This is a genomic window from Roseofilum capinflatum BLCC-M114 (genome assembly GCF_030068505.1).
GTDB lineage: Bacteria > Cyanobacteriota > Cyanobacteriia > Cyanobacteriales > Desertifilaceae > Roseofilum > Roseofilum capinflatum.
In genome coordinates, this window is sequence record NZ_JAQOSO010000004.1 from 65,697 (window position 1) to 81,328 (window position 15,632).

17 protein-coding genes are annotated in these 15,632 nt (G+C 43.8%); 8 read left to right on the plus strand and 9 right to left on the minus strand.

Going from position 1 to position 15,632, the window contains the following annotated elements:
• Positions 1-132 precede the first annotated feature (132 nt).
• From thrC to prfB, 4 genes are all read right to left on the minus strand, one after another.
• On the minus strand, positions 133-1,239 hold the full coding sequence (thrC, locus tag PMG25_RS01590) for a threonine synthase (protein WP_347178714.1): 1,107 nt from the start codon (positions 1,237-1,239) through the stop codon (positions 133-135).
• 35 nt (positions 1,240-1,274) lie between these two features.
• Positions 1,275-1,451, minus strand: coding sequence for a hypothetical protein (locus PMG25_RS01595; protein WP_283765162.1), 177 nt, complete (start codon positions 1,449-1,451; stop codon positions 1,275-1,277).
• Entirely contained in the window at positions 1,433-2,353 is a 921-nt protein-coding gene (locus PMG25_RS01600; protein WP_283765163.1) for an ion channel, read from the minus strand. The genes PMG25_RS01595 and PMG25_RS01600 overlap by 19 nt, the downstream gene beginning before the upstream one ends.
• A gap of 22 nt (positions 2,354-2,375) precedes the next feature.
• Positions 2,376-3,492 (minus strand): peptide chain release factor 2 gene (gene prfB, locus PMG25_RS01605; RefSeq protein ID WP_347178712.1). Its coding sequence is split into 2 segments (ribosomal slippage): positions 2,376-3,419 and positions 3,421-3,492, totalling 1,116 coding nucleotides; the frame shifts between segments, so codons are not numbered across the junction.
• An 85-nt stretch (positions 3,493-3,577) separates the two neighbouring features.
• Between prfB and PMG25_RS01610 the strand changes: the two genes are divergently transcribed.
• Both PMG25_RS01610 and PMG25_RS01615 read left to right on the plus strand, forming a co-directional pair.
• Entirely contained in the window at positions 3,578-4,195 is a 618-nt protein-coding gene (locus tag PMG25_RS01610) for a Uma2 family endonuclease (protein ID WP_283765164.1), read from the plus strand.
• A 38-nt stretch (positions 4,196-4,233) separates the two neighbouring features.
• Complete coding sequence (locus tag PMG25_RS01615; RefSeq protein WP_283765165.1) at positions 4,234-4,851, plus strand: Uma2 family endonuclease; 618 nt, start codon at positions 4,234-4,236, stop codon at positions 4,849-4,851.
• 158 nt (positions 4,852-5,009) lie between these two features.
• Here the strand turns inward: PMG25_RS01615 and PMG25_RS01620 are convergent, their stop codons facing one another.
• Together PMG25_RS01620 and PMG25_RS01625 are read right to left on the minus strand one after the other, a co-directional pair.
• Entirely contained in the window at positions 5,010-5,357 is a 348-nt protein-coding gene (locus PMG25_RS01620) for a XisI protein (protein WP_283765166.1), read from the minus strand.
• On the minus strand, positions 5,345-5,767 hold the full coding sequence (locus PMG25_RS01625) for an element excision factor XisH family protein (protein ID WP_283765167.1): 423 nt from the start codon (positions 5,765-5,767) through the stop codon (positions 5,345-5,347). Before PMG25_RS01625 ends, PMG25_RS01620 begins: the two co-directional genes overlap by 13 nt.
• Before the next feature lie 63 nt (positions 5,768-5,830).
• Between PMG25_RS01625 and PMG25_RS01630 the strand changes: the two genes are divergently transcribed.
• Both PMG25_RS01630 and PMG25_RS01635 read left to right on the plus strand, forming a co-directional pair.
• On the plus strand, positions 5,831-6,046 hold the full coding sequence (locus PMG25_RS01630; RefSeq protein ID WP_283765168.1) for a hypothetical protein: 216 nt from the start codon (positions 5,831-5,833) through the stop codon (positions 6,044-6,046).
• Positions 6,034-6,480, plus strand: a complete 447-nt coding sequence (locus PMG25_RS01635; RefSeq protein WP_283765169.1) for a type II toxin-antitoxin system VapC family toxin — start codon at positions 6,034-6,036, stop codon at positions 6,478-6,480. The genes PMG25_RS01630 and PMG25_RS01635 overlap by 13 nt, the downstream gene beginning before the upstream one ends.
• 12 nt (positions 6,481-6,492) lie before the next feature.
• Here the strand turns inward: PMG25_RS01635 and PMG25_RS01640 are convergent, their stop codons facing one another.
• On the minus strand, positions 6,493-11,322 hold the full coding sequence (locus PMG25_RS01640) for an nSTAND1 domain-containing NTPase (RefSeq protein WP_283765170.1): 4,830 nt from the start codon (positions 11,320-11,322) through the stop codon (positions 6,493-6,495).
• A 666-nt stretch (positions 11,323-11,988) separates the two neighbouring features.
• Positions 11,989-12,753: a DUF1822 family protein gene (locus PMG25_RS01645; RefSeq protein ID WP_283765171.1), complete on the minus strand. Its 765-nt coding sequence runs from the start codon at positions 12,751-12,753 to the stop codon at positions 11,989-11,991.
• Positions 12,754-13,109: 356 nt separating this feature from the next.
• On the opposite strand from PMG25_RS01645, the gene PMG25_RS01650 reads away from it, so the two are divergent.
• From PMG25_RS01650 to PMG25_RS01665, 4 genes are all read left to right on the plus strand, one after another.
• Positions 13,110-13,268 (plus strand): hypothetical protein, encoded by a 159-nt coding sequence (locus PMG25_RS01650; RefSeq protein ID WP_283765172.1) that lies wholly within the window; start codon positions 13,110-13,112, stop codon positions 13,266-13,268.
• Between the two features lie 167 nt (positions 13,269-13,435).
• A complete protein-coding gene (locus PMG25_RS01655) occupies positions 13,436-13,609 on the plus strand; it encodes a hypothetical protein (RefSeq protein ID WP_283765173.1) in 174 nt (57 codons plus the stop codon).
• 96 nt (positions 13,610-13,705) lie between these two features.
• Positions 13,706-14,233 carry a hypothetical protein gene (locus PMG25_RS01660; protein WP_283765174.1) on the plus strand — a complete coding sequence of 176 codons (528 nt, stop codon included), beginning with the start codon at positions 13,706-13,708 and terminating at the stop codon, positions 14,231-14,233.
• A 42-nt stretch (positions 14,234-14,275) separates the two neighbouring features.
• Positions 14,276-14,650, plus strand: a complete 375-nt coding sequence (locus PMG25_RS01665; RefSeq protein WP_283765175.1) for a DUF4189 domain-containing protein — start codon at positions 14,276-14,278, stop codon at positions 14,648-14,650.
• Positions 14,651-14,810: 160 nt separating this feature from the next.
• On the opposite strand, the gene PMG25_RS01670 is transcribed toward PMG25_RS01665, so the two are convergent.
• On the minus strand, positions 14,811-15,632 hold an 822-nt coding region (locus PMG25_RS01670; RefSeq protein WP_283765176.1), incomplete at its 5' end, for an RpnC/YadD family protein.

Sequence of the window (15,632 nt, forward strand, 5' to 3'; positions counted from 1 at the left end):
ATCTCAGGGGAAGATAGAAAAGATGGCCTATTCCCCATTCCCCATTCCCCATTCCCTATTCCCCATTCCCCATTCCCCATTCCCCATTCCCCATTCCCCATTCCCTATTCCCCATTCCCCATTCCCTATTATTTAACTCAATCCCATGGCAGCAGCCACTGATTTCAGATCGGCCTCGATGCCTTGATGACAGGGATTTTTGCTGTGATTAATCGCCGTATCGGGGTCTTTCAAACCATTACCCGTGAGGACACAAACGATTTTAGCGCCTTCGGGTACTTGGTCTTTCACTTTCAATAACCCAGCCACCGACGATGCAGAAGCCGGTTCACAGAAAATCCCCTCTTCAGCAGCCAAGAGGCGATAGGCATCGAGAATTTCTTCATCGGTAACCGCTTGGAATTGCCCACCACTAGCTTCTTGGGCTGCGAGGGCTTGTTTCCAACTAGCGGGGTTACCAATACGGATAGCCGTGGCGAGGGTTTCCGGGTGTTCAATGGGATGGCCGGCAAGAATGGGTGCTGCTCCAGCCGCTTGGAAGCCCATCATTTTCGGCAGTTGGCTACATTTTTTTTCTTGATGATATTCACAAAACCCCATCCAATAGGCAGTAATATTACCCGCATTACCCACAGGAATACAGAGCCAGTCGGGGGCATCCCCTAATGCATCCACCACTTCAAAGGCTGCGGTTTTTTGTCCTTGGAGGCGATAGGGGTTGACCGAGTTGACTAACGTCACCGGATACTGTTCGGAAGCTTGGCGAACAATTGCCAAGGCTTGGTCAAAGTTACCCTTAATTGCCAGCACTTCTGCGCCATAAAGCAGGGCTTGAGCCAGTTTACCGAGAGCCACATACCCATCGGGAATAATAACAAATGCCTTTAAGCCTGCCCGTTTCGCATAGGCTGCGGCGGCTGCTGAGGTGTTGCCGGTACTGGCACAAATTACCGCCTTCGAGCCTTCTTCTTTGGCTTTCGAGACTGCCATCGTCATTCCCCGGTCTTTGAAGCTTCCTGTGGGGTTTAAGCCATCATATTTAACCCAGACCTGAACCTGTTTCCCAATCTGAGCGGCGATCGCCGGTACAGGAATCAGGGGCGTGTTACCTTCTAAAAGGGTGACCACAGGAGTGTTTTCTGTTACGGGAAGGTAGGCACGGTAGGTTTCAATTAACCCTTTCCAAATACTGCGTGCGGACGAGTTTGGATGGGTTTGGCCGATCTGGGTTGATAAAATGGCAGTCACGTTCGCTTGGTTAATCCAAATGAAGGTTAAGAGATATCTCTCTCTAGTTTAATCCATTGGTTCCGTTTAGGAAAACCATTGGCGATCGCGGACAGGAGATGAGGTAACATGGAGAGGCGATCGTAACCCATGACCATCAATCCCCATTCAAATACAGCACAAAGCGCTATATCCCGGCGTTCCCCTATTTCCCATTTGCCCATTCTCCCTGCAACGGTTCTACATCATGAAAATGGGTATAATCAATACAGCGTGTACCCTTCTTATTCGTGGACACCACATTCACAAACGCCACATTACATCGGATATCTTCTGGATGATACCAATAACGAGAATGGATGGTTTGGGAGACCGTTTCATCTAATCCTGTGAGGGAAACAATCACTTCGGGTTGCCACTGCTGAATCTGCTCTGGACTAAAGCCATAATGGTAAAATGGACTCTGTTCATCAATGGGATGCATAATCATCCAACTCAGAACCAAGAACGAATTGTGCGATCGCACCAAATTAAGATCTACAATCGGCCGCAAACTATGACCTTCTGGTGTAATTTCATTGGGCAATACCACACTCACGCGAACCTGTGCTTCCACAATCCAATGGTTCCGTTGATTCGCCATCCGAAACATTAAAGTCGGAACCCCATTATAAGGGGCGATCGCTGCAACTTCACTAAACACAACCCGTGCCGTTGGTTTAGAAAACCGAGCAAACAATAATCCCGTAGCTACCGCAAACCCCAATAAGCCAAATAGACTCTCAAACGTAACAATGATATGAGTATATAGGGTAGTCGGATAGAACGCACCATAACCAATAGTGGTCAGAGTTTGTACACTAAAGAAAAAGGCATCAGCAAAAGAACCGGGTTGGGCATTCGCCATACCATTTCCTCCGACTAAATAGGCCAAAGCAAAGAATACATTGGTCATTAAATAGAAAACAAAAATCAACCCAAAAAATTTCCACCACTCCATGGAGAGTAACCCATGATATAAATCACTCCAACGGGGAGAACGTTCTATGAGTTGAACAAAGTTAACTTTGCCTGTTTTTTTTCGCAATTGCTTTAAAATGCGTTTTTTCTGGGGTTTATCGATCATGGGTTTGAGTAGGGGTAGCGCTTTAGGTGGCTTCAATCAGTTGGTTTTCCTGGCGCAAATAGGCTTCGATAAACTCCATCAGATCACCATTCATCACATCAGTAATGGCAGTGGTTTCTACGTTGGTACGCAGATCTTTGACCATTTGATAGGGATGGAAAACGTAGTTGCGGATTTGATTTCCCCAAGCGGCTTCGACCATATCGCCGCGAATGTCGGCAATTTCCTGGGCCCGTTGTTCTTGGGCAATCACCAGTAATTTGGCTTTGAGCAGAGCTAGGGCTTTTTCTTTGTTTTGAAGTTGCGATCGCTCTTGAGTACAGCGTACCGCTAAACCGGTGGGTAAGTGAGCGATCCGAACGGCTGTTTCCACCTTGTTCACATTTTGACCGCCTTTTCCCCCAGAGCGAGAGGTGGTAATTTCCAGGTCTTTGTCCGGGATATCCAGTTGTACCTCTTCATTCAAAATCGGCATCACTTCCACCCCAGCAAAACTGGTTTGCCGTTTCCCATTGGCATTAAACGGCGAAATTCTCACTAACCGATGGGTTCCTTTTTCTGCTTTCAGATACCCGTAGGCGTAGCGCCCATCAATTTCTAGGGTAGCGGATTTAATCCCCGCTTCATCCCCTTCTGAAATCTCAGTCAGATGCACTTTATACCCTTGGGCCTTTCCCCAGCGCTCATACATCCGTAGCAGCATGTCTGCCCAGTCTTGAGCGTCGGTTCCCCCTGCTCCCGCATTGATGGTTAGCACCGCTCCACTTTTATCGTAGGTTCCCGATAACAGTTGTTGCAGTTCCCATTGATCGAGATCGTGACTTAAATGGGAAACATGAGATTGGGCCTCTTGGAGGAGTGATTCATCGGCTTCTAACTCTAACAACTCCAAGATGGCCCTCGCCTCTTCTAATGTGCCTTGCCAGTCCTGAAACTGTTGCAGAGAGGATTTGAGGTCGTTTAGCTCTTGCAAGGTTTGCCCGGCTTGGGCTTGATCATCCCAGAATTCCGGCTGAGAGGCGACTTGTTCCAGGTCTTGGATTTTGGCGTTGAGGATGGGTAGCTCAAAGATAGTCCTGAGTTTTACCCAGGCGATCGCACAACAAGTCTACTTCACGTTTGAGCGTTAGCGTATCCATAAGGTTTTGATTCAGTCTAAATTCTTTGCGCGTTTATTTATATATCATAAACTGTAACTAGCCCATCTCTAGAATAGGAGAGGTCATGGTACAAACTTCCCCCCAACCCGAAACCCTGTTACTGGAGTTACCCAGAACCCTAAAGCTCCATGTCACCCAAGAACAGTTTGAAGCTCTCGCTGCCAGCAATCGAGATTTACCACTAGAAAGAACCGCAAAAGGAGAGTTAATCGTGAATCCACCGACAGGTTGGGAAAGTGGCAAACGAAATAGCCGGATCACTGGACAATTGGATCGCTGGGACGAAGACAATGAAAACTTGGGGCAAGCTTTTGATTCTTCCACGGCTTTCATTTTACCCAACGGTGCAAATCGCGCCCCCGATGCCTCTTGGATAAGTCAAGAGCGTTGGGATGCTCTCACAGAGGAACAAAAGGGAACATTTGCCAACATTTGCCCGGATTTTGTAGTGGAATTGCGCTCTGTTTCCGATACTCTGAAGTCCCTGCAAGAGAAGATGCAGGAGTATATGGACAATGGCGCTAAGTTGGGTTGGTTAATCGATCCTAAAAATCGAACGGTGGAAGTTTATCGGGTGGGTTTAGAAGTCGAAGTTTTGTCTGATCCCACAGAGTTATCGGGTGAGGAAGTTTTACCCGGTTTTGTCTTGAATTTGCGTCGAGTTTGGGGGGAGAACAGTTAAACTATAACTAGCCAATCTCTACAATCCCAGAGGTCAACATGGTACAAACTCCGACTAAACCCGAAACCCTGTTACTGGAGTTACCCAGAACCCTAAAGCTCCATGTCACCCAAGAACAGTTTGAAGCTCTCGCTGCCAGCAATCGAGATTTACCACTAGAAAGAACCGCAAAAGGAGAGTTAATCGTGAATCCACCGACAGGTTGGGAAAGTGGCAAACGAAATAGCCGGATCACTGGACAATTGGATCGCTGGGACGAAGACAATGAAAACTTGGGGCAAGCTTTTGATTCTTCCACGGCTTTCATTTTACCCAACGGTGCAAATCGCGCCCCCGATGCCTCTTGGATAAGTCAAGAGCGTTGGGATGCTCTCACAGAGGAACAAAAGGGAACATTTGCCAACATTTGCCCGGATTTTGTAGTGGAATTGCGCTCTGTTTCCGATACTCTGAAGTCCCTGCAAGAAAAAATGCAGGAGTATATGGAGAATGGAGCCAAGTTGGGTTGGTTAATCGATCCTAAAAATCGAACAGTGGAAGTTTATCGAGTGGGTTTAGAAGTCGAAGTTTTGTCTGATCCCACGGAGGTATCCGGTGAGAATGTTTTGCCCGATTTTGTGTTGAATTTGCGTCGAGTTTGGGGGGAGAACAGTTAAAAATAAAAAATGGGTCTGGGTTGTTGATTTAATTAAGATTGATACAATCATGATTGGTCTATTATAGGGGCGGGTTCACCAATCTTTAGGAGACAAACGATCGATTTTCAAAACCCGCCCCTACCCCATCGATAACTGGACTCGATCTTGACTCATTGTTAAGCTATCGCAAATCCAGTATAGGGACGAATCGAGGGTTCTTTGTATCCCAAGACAATTTTATCTTGGGGAATTCCCGCCTCCATTAAATCGAGGGCAATACCGTATTCTGTACCATCGAGTTGAATCCAAATTTTACCATTGATAATCTGAATATCCATCAAACAGCCATGGATACGAGAACCATTCTTGTTCCAGCCATCGGACATGACAACATAATGGTCTTGAGTGGTGTCAAATACGGTTTTATTTTGAAGTTCTAAGATATCAGGATTAGCATATTGACGAGTGGTAAATTCCGACAACAGTGTTTTGATGACCGTCCGATATTGCTCTAGCTCATCCATGACACAATCACCTCCTGCTCTGAGTTAAAAACAAGTAGCTTAAACCGACGATTTTCTAGGAGAACTTTACCAATCGACATCGAATCTTCAAAGAGATCGCTAAACACAACATCTCGGATCGCTAAGAAAAGTTCTCGTTCTGGTTCAATTTTAACCAGTAAATCCTGGTAAAGGATAAATTGACCTAGAGCATTTTTCAGATCTTGAATATCGGATAATCCCACAAAGCTTTTGACTTCAATGGCGATGCGGCGATCGCCTTTTTCTGCTCCGAGAAATTTCTCGGCTCCTAAATCAACAAATAAGTCTTTTTTTCCCCAGCGCATAGGATAAGGATCATGGGTGATTTTCCAGCCATCTTTAACCAATGCTTGTTTGCAGTTGTCGTGATCAAGATCTTTGGCAGGCATAGTGAAGTTATTCTCGCTGAACTCTATGATAATATAAAAGACCCGAATTTTTCCAGAAAGAAGATGGCTACCTATCAAGAGATTTGCCGCCAAGTCCAGACTCTGACTCCAGATGAGCAACTTCGCTTGTTAGAAGAGTTAGCTGGAATGGTACGTCAGCGTATGCTTATCCAACCTAAGCGTAACATTATGGACTTAGAAGGATTGGGGAAAGACATTTGGCATGGACTTGATGCTCAAGAGTATGTTAATCAGGAACGGGATTCATGGAATGGCTGAGACAACTACAAGGTCAAGTTGTTGGCTTAGATACAGCACCACTGATTTATTTTATTGAACAAAATGAAACTTATTTGGAGTTGGTTCGTGCGTTTTTTCATGCCATGAGTCAAGGTGAGTTTCAAGTCGTCACGTCTACATTAACCTTGACAGAAGTTTTGGTTCATCCACTACGGCTAGGTAATGTGGAACTGGCTCAACATTATCGTGATATTATTATGAATCAAGAGCATCTAACACCCGTGCCGGTTTCACCTGAAATTGCTGAATTAGCTGCCCAATTAAGAGCCACACAAAACTTACGAACTCCAGATGCGATCCAAATTGCATCTGCTCTGCACAGAAATGCGACTTTTTTCTTCACCAATGATGCACGTTTAGCAAGGGTTCCAGGGTTAGACGTTTTGGTTTTGGACACCCTTGAGAGGAATTGAACCTGAGTCAAGTTACTGACATGCAGGTAGTTTTTCCTTTTCTTCGGGATAAGTGGTAAAGTAGTCCTCTAACCACTCGCAGCCGGTTGCGATGAGTTCGTCTAGGGTTTGGTTGGGATAAATTCTGACTCGTCTTCCTCCGACGGCGATCGATTTCCCATCTGGAGCAAATCGAACTAATCCTGAACCTTCTTCAGGAATGGTATATTTAGCCAACATCTTTCCAGCTAAATTCCAGATACTCAGTTCATTAGGATGTCCTAAAAAAGCGATTCTCTGGCCATCAGGACTGAAGGCTAAATCATTGGGAGATTGTTGGACTTTAATAGAACGAATCAGGTTGCCGGAATAATCTAATAGGGTGATGGTATAGTCCGTACCAGTGATTGCAATCAGTTTATTGTCAGGACTAGGGTAGACGTTCAGAATCGTTGCTGGATGATTCCATGTAACTTTTTCTTCCGATTCTAAATCTCGCAAAAATAATAATTCATCCCCTCTCATCCATGTCAATAAATATTTACTATTAGGGCTAAATTTACCATGATCGCCTATAATGAATTGATTAGAAGTTGGATGTTGTAATTTTTCACGTTCAACACTAAATTCTTGTATTTCAATACCTCTTTTAATCTTTAGTTTAGCAATGGTTCCTAGTTCTCCATGCAAGATCTGATAGGTGTCTAGAGAATTTTCAAATTCAGATACAGATTGACCATCCACTTCTAAAAGAAGATCTCCCGGTTGCAAACCTGCTTTAATTGCCGTCGAATTCTTCCAAACTTGCATAATAGGAATCACTTTAATATTTTCATAAGAGAGATTTTCATCAAAATGACGAGTTTCTGAAAATTCATGAGATAACAAAATCCCTATTCCTGAAAATAAATCATCTTCCTCTTCTCCAGTTTCTTGAATGTCATTAACATCCAGATCATAAATTAAGTTCCCAGATCCATCCAACAGGTATCCCATAAAACCAGTTCCTGTATTATCAAGAGCAACAATGTAATTTCCGTCTGGACTAATCACAACTCGTTCTGCTGATTGAGTTATTGAATTGTCTTGTAATTCCTTAAAACTTTCTTGTGTCAAATCCCATAAATAGATTGGTCTGGTTCCAATTGGCACAGTATTCCAACCCCTTCCCATAGTGACAATTTTTTGGCCATTATGACTGGAGCTATAGTAATCAGGGAAAACATATCCGTTACCAATAATATTGCTAAATATAGTGAAAACCTCATAAGTTCCTGTATCAATATTTATAGTTTGATCTGTAGCTTTTAAGGTCGAAATTAACTCACCTTCTTTTGAAAAAAAATCAACATTACCATTGTCAAATCTAAGTATGTTCTTTCCATTGTTGGAAAGAGTTAGCCATCGTGACTTAGATAGATTAATTCTTTGAGGGTCAACCTGTTCTAAATTCCAAATATCTAAAACACCATTACGAGCATCTGTAGCAAATAAATATTTACTATCGTCAGTATATTGAAGATTGACTAAACTACTTTGCTTATAATCTCCTGGGAGTATAACTTCATAATTCATTGGTAGTTCGTGAAATATATTATCGGATGCGCTGATAAATTGAATTTCAGGCTCTCCAGCAATGCCAATGACACTACCATCAGGACTATAACTTAAACCAAACCCAGATAATCTATGTATTGTAGTCTGTCTAATTAATTTCCCGGAATGAGAATTATAAGTATTGAGTAATCCAAGTCCTGGGTGTACCGTGGAGATTTGTTGGCCATCGGGACTGAAATCAATATCGCCAAGATTGGCATTCCAATTAAGTAACTCAAAAGAACTCAGGTTTGATATTTTTTCTCCAGATATATTCCAAAGTTTAGATACATATTCAGGTTTGCCAGAAGCTTCTTGATCAATACCTAACGTAGCGATATGATTCCCGTCAGCACTAATTTCGATTTTTGTAATTCTAGAATCATGTGCTTTGATAGTCTTTATTTTCTTTAGCGTTTCTAGGTTATATACTTCTAAAACACCCACAGCATTACCAATCATTACTTCTTTGCCATTGGGGTGAAACTTAATACTATGTATTGTGCCTCCTGCATTGCTTTCAATTTCTTTGATAAGTTTACCTGAAAAATCAGTAAATTGTACTTTGGATGAGTAAGCACCACCTATGGCAAGATAATCACTTTTGACACTAAATTCAGCTATACGTGGATCTATACGTTCCTGCTTTGAGAAGAAATCTCCTTGCCAAAAATAGTCAGCAAGCTTCTCACTAGAAACAAGGTCTCCATTTAAATCATAAATGTGAACTGAGTGTCCTGCATTGACTGTAGCAATATACTTCCCATTGGGGCTAATAGAAACATAATTGATTTTCTTGTTTTGCGGATCTTCCCATTCTGCAATAATCTGTCCCGCTTCGTTCCAGATCGTTACTTTTCCATACACATGACTGGCTGAAATAATATGTTGACTATCTGGAGTAAAAAATGTATAGTCAGTGTCAAAAACATCATTCCTGACAAACTTATTCTTATTTCTTATCTCAGAAGTAATTTTCTGCAATGCTAAAAATGGCAGTGTAGTCGGATAACTCGCTAAATCGGAAGTATGTTTAACCAACTCCTTCAACCTCTCCCCTGATTCAATTGCTGTCATCAACGCATCTAACTGACTTTCACCAGACTCAAATTGATCTAAAGCTGCATTGGCTAAATTCTCCGTTTCCGCAATGTCGCGCTGCCATTCCGCTCGTTGCCATTGCCAAACCGCAACAATACCCGATACCGTCACAATAACTAAAGCCGTTACTAACCCTGCAATGGTTTGTCGTCGTTGTCGCTTCCGTTGCTTTTCACTCTTCTCAACAAATTCCCTCTCCGCTAACAAAATTCCCTCGCCATATTTCCGCAACCAATACAACCCATCATCCAAGGCTGCACCCTGCAACAGCTTACTATCTGGGCGCTTCATCTGCTCTCGCAACCATTCTTGCCAACGGCGAAATTCCCAATTGTCCTTAATCCACTCTTTCAGGGTTTCCCACTGTTCAATTAACACCTCATGGCTCAACTGCGCCCGTTTTTCCTCACCCTCCTTATCCGTAATCACTAACCGCGCTTGGGCAAAAACTGTCAGCAATTCCCAATCTTCTTCCTGTAACTCTTGATTTGTGGCAATCTTACGAATCGCTACCTTATTCCCTTGCTTTTCTATCGGTTGAATCAACTGCACAAAAATCCGTCGCGCCTGTTGTTTTTGCGGCTCGTCTAACTGCTCAAATACCGCATTCGCTTTATCCGTCAACGCTTGAGCGACATTGCCAATTCCCTCATAAGCCTGATAATCAATTCTCCCACCCCGTTGCCGTTGCCAAAGTTCCGTTAAGGCAAATTCCAACATGGGCAAATTATTGGCAACCGCTTGTAAATCCTCAATAATGGTATCCACTAACCCCTCAGCAAACTCCACCTCAAACGCACGAGCCGGACGAATCATCATCTCCTGCAAATTCTGGCAGTCTTCTGCATCATTTCCCAAAGCAAAAAGCCGCTTTTCGCAAGGGGTTATCCGTTTACCTAACGGGGTATCCACCTGTTCTAAAAACAAACTTTGCAATGTCAGGGCAATCTTGACCTGGGGATTTTTCTGGTCTATGACTGCCAGAATCATGTCTAAAAATGCCTGACGATAGCCATCACACCGGGGACTGTACACCTCTTCCAATTGGTCAATCACCCATAAGATTGGACGCTGCTGTTGCTGAATCACATCCTGCAACTGAGCAATTGCCTGCTGAGGATTGACTTGTAATTGATTCGCCAATTCCCGCTCAAGAATCATCTGATGTTCCAGAGGTTCAACCTGCTCTAAATCAGCCTCATTTTTTCCCAGACGCAATAACTCAGCCGCAAAATTTTCAAAGGGATTCGACGCAGGATATAACGGACGCATCTTGATAATGCTGCATGTTCCCCGATACTGAGGAACTAACCCCGCTAACACCACCGAAGATTTACCACTTCCCGATGCTCCAGTGACCAAAAGTAAATGCTCTTTATTCAGAAACTTTACCCATTCACTAATCACCTTATCTCTGCCAAAAAATAAATCTTGGTCTTCTTCCTGAAAACTCAATAAACCCTTATAGGGAGGAATTGTAGACACACCCCCCAACTCCACCCAGCGCAGGGTATCCTGAGCCGGATTTTTCATCACCACTGGCAACCAATCAGCACAGGGAAAAGAATCTTTAAATTTCTCAGAACTCAATATAGTTCTGCCTTCCCTCACCGCAGTATCGAGAGAAAACCCAGCCGTATACTTGTCTAAAAAGGCTTGCAAAAAACGCGGCGCAACTGCCACGGGTAAAACTTCCCGCATCACCACACTTTGAGGCAGATATAACTGCTCACCCTCACCCAATTGATTGGCAACTCCCAACCCATCACAGGCACTTATCACCGCCAACTGCAAACCTTTATCAATGGCGCTTTTCAACCCATCCCGGAGTTTGTCAATCCCAATCCAATTCTTTTGATTAATCTTGATTGCTCCCTTCCGTTGGCTGGTTTTTCCATGACCGGCAAAAATTAAAATATCCCAGGATTTTTCTTTTAAGAGAGTCAAAATTTCGGCTTCTTTTGGCTCTACCAGAAACGTGATTTCGGCATTTGTCCGGGCTTCAATGGCTTTAATTTCCGCTTGAATGGTATCCGTTAACCTGCCATCGCCAAAAATGGCTAAAATGCGAACGGCTTTTTTCGCCCCATTCAATACTACTTGATTAACTTGCTTGAAATTAGGAGAAGCCAATACCATACCCACGCCAGCAAACTGCTGTAGCACCTGCCACCGCTCCCAAGGCAGTCGGCGCAATAAAATATTCTGGGTTTGTAAGACAAATTCTAAGGGTTGATGGGGATTTAATTTATCTTCTGCAATTTCCTCGTTAATGCGTTCAATAACGGGGTTAAATCCTTCATAGCTCAACCAGCGATTGAGTTGCTCTTCTAAAACTTGCGCGTATTTCCAACAAGCGGCAAAGGCATCTTTTTGTTTTGAGGCATTTGTAACAACGTTGCGATCGCCTAAAAATATAGGATAAAAATATTCTAAGTTCCAATAAGCTCTCTGCCACTGTACATAGCTTTCCTCTAACTCCTTATAGTGCATTAACCTGGGCAACTCTCCTTCTGCGGAAGCGATGGTTTTGTCTTGCACCTTGACTTCTATCAGGGCAATAAAACCGTCTGGTAAGTTGTTGAGAGTAAGTTTAATTTGTTGAGACATTTTTACCCCCCTTGAATTTGGGTGTGTTGCCCTCATCCCCCAGCCCCTTCTCCCACGGGAGAAGGGGAGAAGTCCCTCTCCCTGGGGAGAGGGATTTAGGGAGAGGGCACAATCTTGTGGATTTACGGGTGTTGCCCTCATCCCCCAGCCCCTTCTCCCACGGGAGAAGGGGAGTAAAGTCCCTCTCCCGTGGGAGAGGGATATAGGGAGAGGGCATCATCATTACACCACAAATCGTTCGCTGACAATTGTATCATCGATGCCCAAACAGACGGTAAATTCTTCACCAAAGTTAGCATCAAACTCACATTGAATCCACACATCCGCAGCTCTAGCTGTCACTTCCTTAAATACCTCTCCTTCCGAGAGGATAGTCATTTTCAGGTTAACGGGCAAAAACTCGGCATCCCTGGGATAGACTTTTAAGTTGGCGATCGCCCTCTCTTCTTCTTCCTGTATCAGATTAATCAGCAACACCACCTGACACTGAAGCAAATCTACACTCAAATCGTAGAACTTCGCTCGCTTGGTGCGATCGCTCCACACCATCACCGGACGCAACTGTTCCGGTGTCAACAACTCCTCAGCCTGTTGCCAACCTTCAGTAAATATACCCTGAAACCAATCCCTTAACCGCGTCGGTTCTTCCTCCCATTCTGGGTAAACATCCAACACCTGAAACCCAGCAATTTCAGTCAATTCACCCGCATTAAACAACTCCTCAATGCGCCTGAGTCCTTCCGGCGAACCCTCGATCACGACAACCACACTACCCGGTTTCATAATTTTAATTTGAATAGTTTCATCCTTGGATGCTTCTCTGAGTATCTGTAGCCATCGATCCACTTTAGGCTTTAACTCATCAATCGAACCTTCTAGAGTAATCACCATTTCTTTTCTGTCTAAACCGTATAGTTGTTCTACATCAACAATATTGCTTAACTCTAATCCAAAAAACTGAGCAATTGATTCAGCATTCTCAATCAAAACCTTCCGCCTTTCAAAAAAGCGCGAAACAGTTGATCGATCTAGGGTTCCTATTTTGCGGGCTATATAGGCATCCGTTATTTTTTTATAACTCTCGTTTTCTTTGTCAGATCTAGCTTTTACAAGCTTTTCCCATCCCAGAGTTGTAACGGCAATAGTTCTAGAGCTTGACCTCATTTTTTATCTCCATATCCTAGGGCTGAATACTTATCAATCAATGATATTATCACAATTCATTGCTTTTTTTGGTGCAGATAGTGCAAATTCGAGCATTATTAATGCCCTAAACACGCAAAAAATAGTAATCAGTTGTGGTTTGATAGAAATGTACAGTTCATATTCAGGAGCCAATAATTATGCTTCCTCACGAATATACCGGCAAAGAATTTCATCCTGAGATCCATCAACCGCACTACCATCCCCCGCACACCTTCGACCATAACTTTAACGGTGGTGGCGATGATGATAGCTGGCTTCAAGATCTCTTTGAAGGTGTTTTGTCCTGGTTCATGTAAAGCGAATGATTGATATCTTATCAATTCTATCGCCTAAAACATCAGCGTTTTACCTTTAAGTGCAGATGGTGCAGAACATTCTTAAATACTGCATCATCTGCCCTCGAAATCTAACCTATAGGCTTGTTAGCCTAACAATGTAAACCAATTTTCCTAGGAGGAAAACTATGCGCCAGCGTGAGTGGTATGAAGAAGATCCTTATCTGCTTCGAGCCAAACGTGGAGTACGCCATGAACTTGCTCAATCCATGCAACAGTCGTCGAATAACCCTTTGGGTGGAGATGATAGTGATGGTAATGGTTTAGCCGAGCTTTTGATTAATCTCTTCTTCGGCGGTTAATTCACGGAGATTTTCTGAATAGGGCGGGTTAAACCCAGTTTTGCGGCTAAAAATTCTGTAAGCCCGCCCTTTTATCCACCAAAGACAAATTGAACCATGAAAAAATATCTACAACTTGGGGCGGTGATGTTAGTTGCTTTAAGCAGCAGTTGTAGTGCTAATTCTCAAGCGATTGATGAGTCAAAAACTTCTGATTTTTATGATAGCTCATCTTCAACTGTAGCGCAACTCCCAGAACCAGAATGTCCCCATAGTGTCATCTTTTTAGCGGCTCAATTGGAGGGGCATATCTCAAGGTTAGAGGAAGTCCATCATCCCTCAATCGGTGAAGGGGTGACCATCTCGCAAACGATTCAAGAGGCTCAAATGGTTTTTGCCAGTCCTTACTGTCCCAATGCCAAAAAAACTTTAGCCCAGCCCTTGGGAAAAGCTTGGAGCCTATATGAGAAAAGCCAGTTCAATAGAGGGGTCAAGTTTGCAAAAGTTAGTTTGTTGAATTGTCTCTCTTCTTCTTCTGAGCAAATAGGATGTTCTAACCAATACCAAGACGAGGTTTTGGAACAACAAAAGAAATTTCAAGACCAGATCCAGCGTATTCAGGCTTTCTTTAATGAATACCGATAGTTGATTCAATCATTCACTCAGTCCATTTTAAGGAGAACAATCATGAATAATCCTGTCAAATTTACGATCGCGATCGCCAGTGCCATCGCCGTTCAAGGTCTCATGCCGAACATTGCCCTAGCGGACTACGGAGCGATCGCCTATTCCCGAAATACTGGCCGCTGGGGAGCCTCCTGGCAACAGCTCTACAGTAGTTTAGCTAGAGACACAGCCGTACGATACTGCGATCGCCGAGATTGTGTAGTTGAAGCTCTAATCGAAAACACCTGTGGCGCTCTAGCTCGCAAACGCAATAATACTCAAGTTGTTGCCACTGGATTCAGCGATCGCCGCGATCAAGCCGGAAACCGCGCTCTGCAAGCCTGCGGAAGCGACTGTCAGTTAGTCACAACTGTGTGTAGCAACTCAGACAACTAGCTCCATCAATCGATGATATTAATCATGTGATTCGATATTTTGCCCTCTCCCACGGAAGAAACTTTTCCTCCCCTTCTCGCACAGGAGAAGGGGTTGGGGGATGAGGGTAAATGTTTCGGCTGTGGCCGACAGGAAGGGAATTTATTTAGAAATGATATGTTTAAGATTGGCGATCGCCAAATCGCTCCAGCAACTCCTCACGGGATAACTGCAAACACAAAGGCATAAACTCATCCGGAGACAAGAGCAACAAAGCGTCAATGATGCCCAAAAGCGCCTCATCTAACTCACCAAACCGAGTTCGTAATAAGGCTTCAATCATCAAGCGCTGTCCCCGTTCAATCCCCCGTTCAATCCCCCGTTCAATCCCCCGTTCAATCCCTTGTTCAATCCCTTCTTGCAAGGTATCTTCTCGCCATTTTAGATACGCTGGTGATAACTCCATAATCAACTCCCTCTCTTCTGGTTCGAGTTCTATTTTACTGGCTACATTAATCCGCCATATCCCCACTAACTCTAAAATATTTTGCCGTTGAGGATCTTCTCTGGGTAGTTCCAGCACTTGTTCAATGGCTCTTTTTTGTGTTCCTCCTTTCCCCAACATCCTTAACCATAAGGTTTCTGGGATTTCTGGGAGCTTGTTGATGGCAATAATCCCCGCTTTGAGTGTTTTTGCTAAAAGATGCACCCCTGTACACCATTGTTTTAAGTCAGGACGAGCGCCTAATCCTTCTAATACTTTCTCAGAAACAGTTGGCGTTAAAATCCATAATCGAGGCAATTGCTCTTCCTCCAGGGTTCGCTGTTCCCGTTTGGCTTGACGTTGCAGTTCTGCATGGACATGGAACAGCTTGAGAATACAGTTGCGAATTTCTGGGTTACTCGGACAATTGCGATAGGGTTCTAGTAAACAAGGAGTAGAAGCCAGTTGAGAGAGTAAACCCAAGGCTGGAGGGTTGTTTGGCGGTTTAGGGGATGGCTC

Bases quoted from the DNA above. Each gene is read 5' to 3' on its own strand.
- PMG25_RS01615 (WP_283765165.1), top strand. From the start codon at position 4,234: ATGGTACAAACTCCGACTAAACCCGAAACCCTGTTACTGGAGTTACCC.
- PMG25_RS01625 (WP_283765167.1), bottom strand. From the start codon at position 5,767: ATGCCTGCCAAAGATCTTGATCACGACAACTGCAAACAAGCATTGGTT.
- PMG25_RS01630 (WP_283765168.1), top strand. From the start codon at position 5,831: ATGGCTACCTATCAAGAGATTTGCCGCCAAGTCCAGACTCTGACTCCA.
- PMG25_RS01650 (WP_283765172.1), top strand. From the start codon at position 13,110: ATGCTTCCTCACGAATATACCGGCAAAGAATTTCATCCTGAGATCCAT.
- PMG25_RS01620 (WP_283765166.1), bottom strand. From the start codon at position 5,357: ATGGATGAGCTAGAGCAATATCGGACGGTCATCAAAACACTGTTGTCG.
- PMG25_RS01635 (WP_283765169.1), top strand. From the start codon at position 6,034: ATGGAATGGCTGAGACAACTACAAGGTCAAGTTGTTGGCTTAGATACA.
- PMG25_RS01600 (WP_283765163.1), bottom strand. From the start codon at position 2,353: ATGATCGATAAACCCCAGAAAAAACGCATTTTAAAGCAATTGCGAAAA.
- PMG25_RS01660 (WP_283765174.1), top strand. From the start codon at position 13,706: ATGAAAAAATATCTACAACTTGGGGCGGTGATGTTAGTTGCTTTAAGC.
- PMG25_RS01595 (WP_283765162.1), bottom strand. From the start codon at position 1,451: ATGGGCAAATGGGAAATAGGGGAACGCCGGGATATAGCGCTTTGTGCT.
- PMG25_RS01665 (WP_283765175.1), top strand. From the start codon at position 14,276: ATGAATAATCCTGTCAAATTTACGATCGCGATCGCCAGTGCCATCGCC.
- PMG25_RS01655 (WP_283765173.1), top strand. From the start codon at position 13,436: ATGCGCCAGCGTGAGTGGTATGAAGAAGATCCTTATCTGCTTCGAGCC.
- PMG25_RS01610 (WP_283765164.1), top strand. From the start codon at position 3,578: ATGGTACAAACTTCCCCCCAACCCGAAACCCTGTTACTGGAGTTACCC.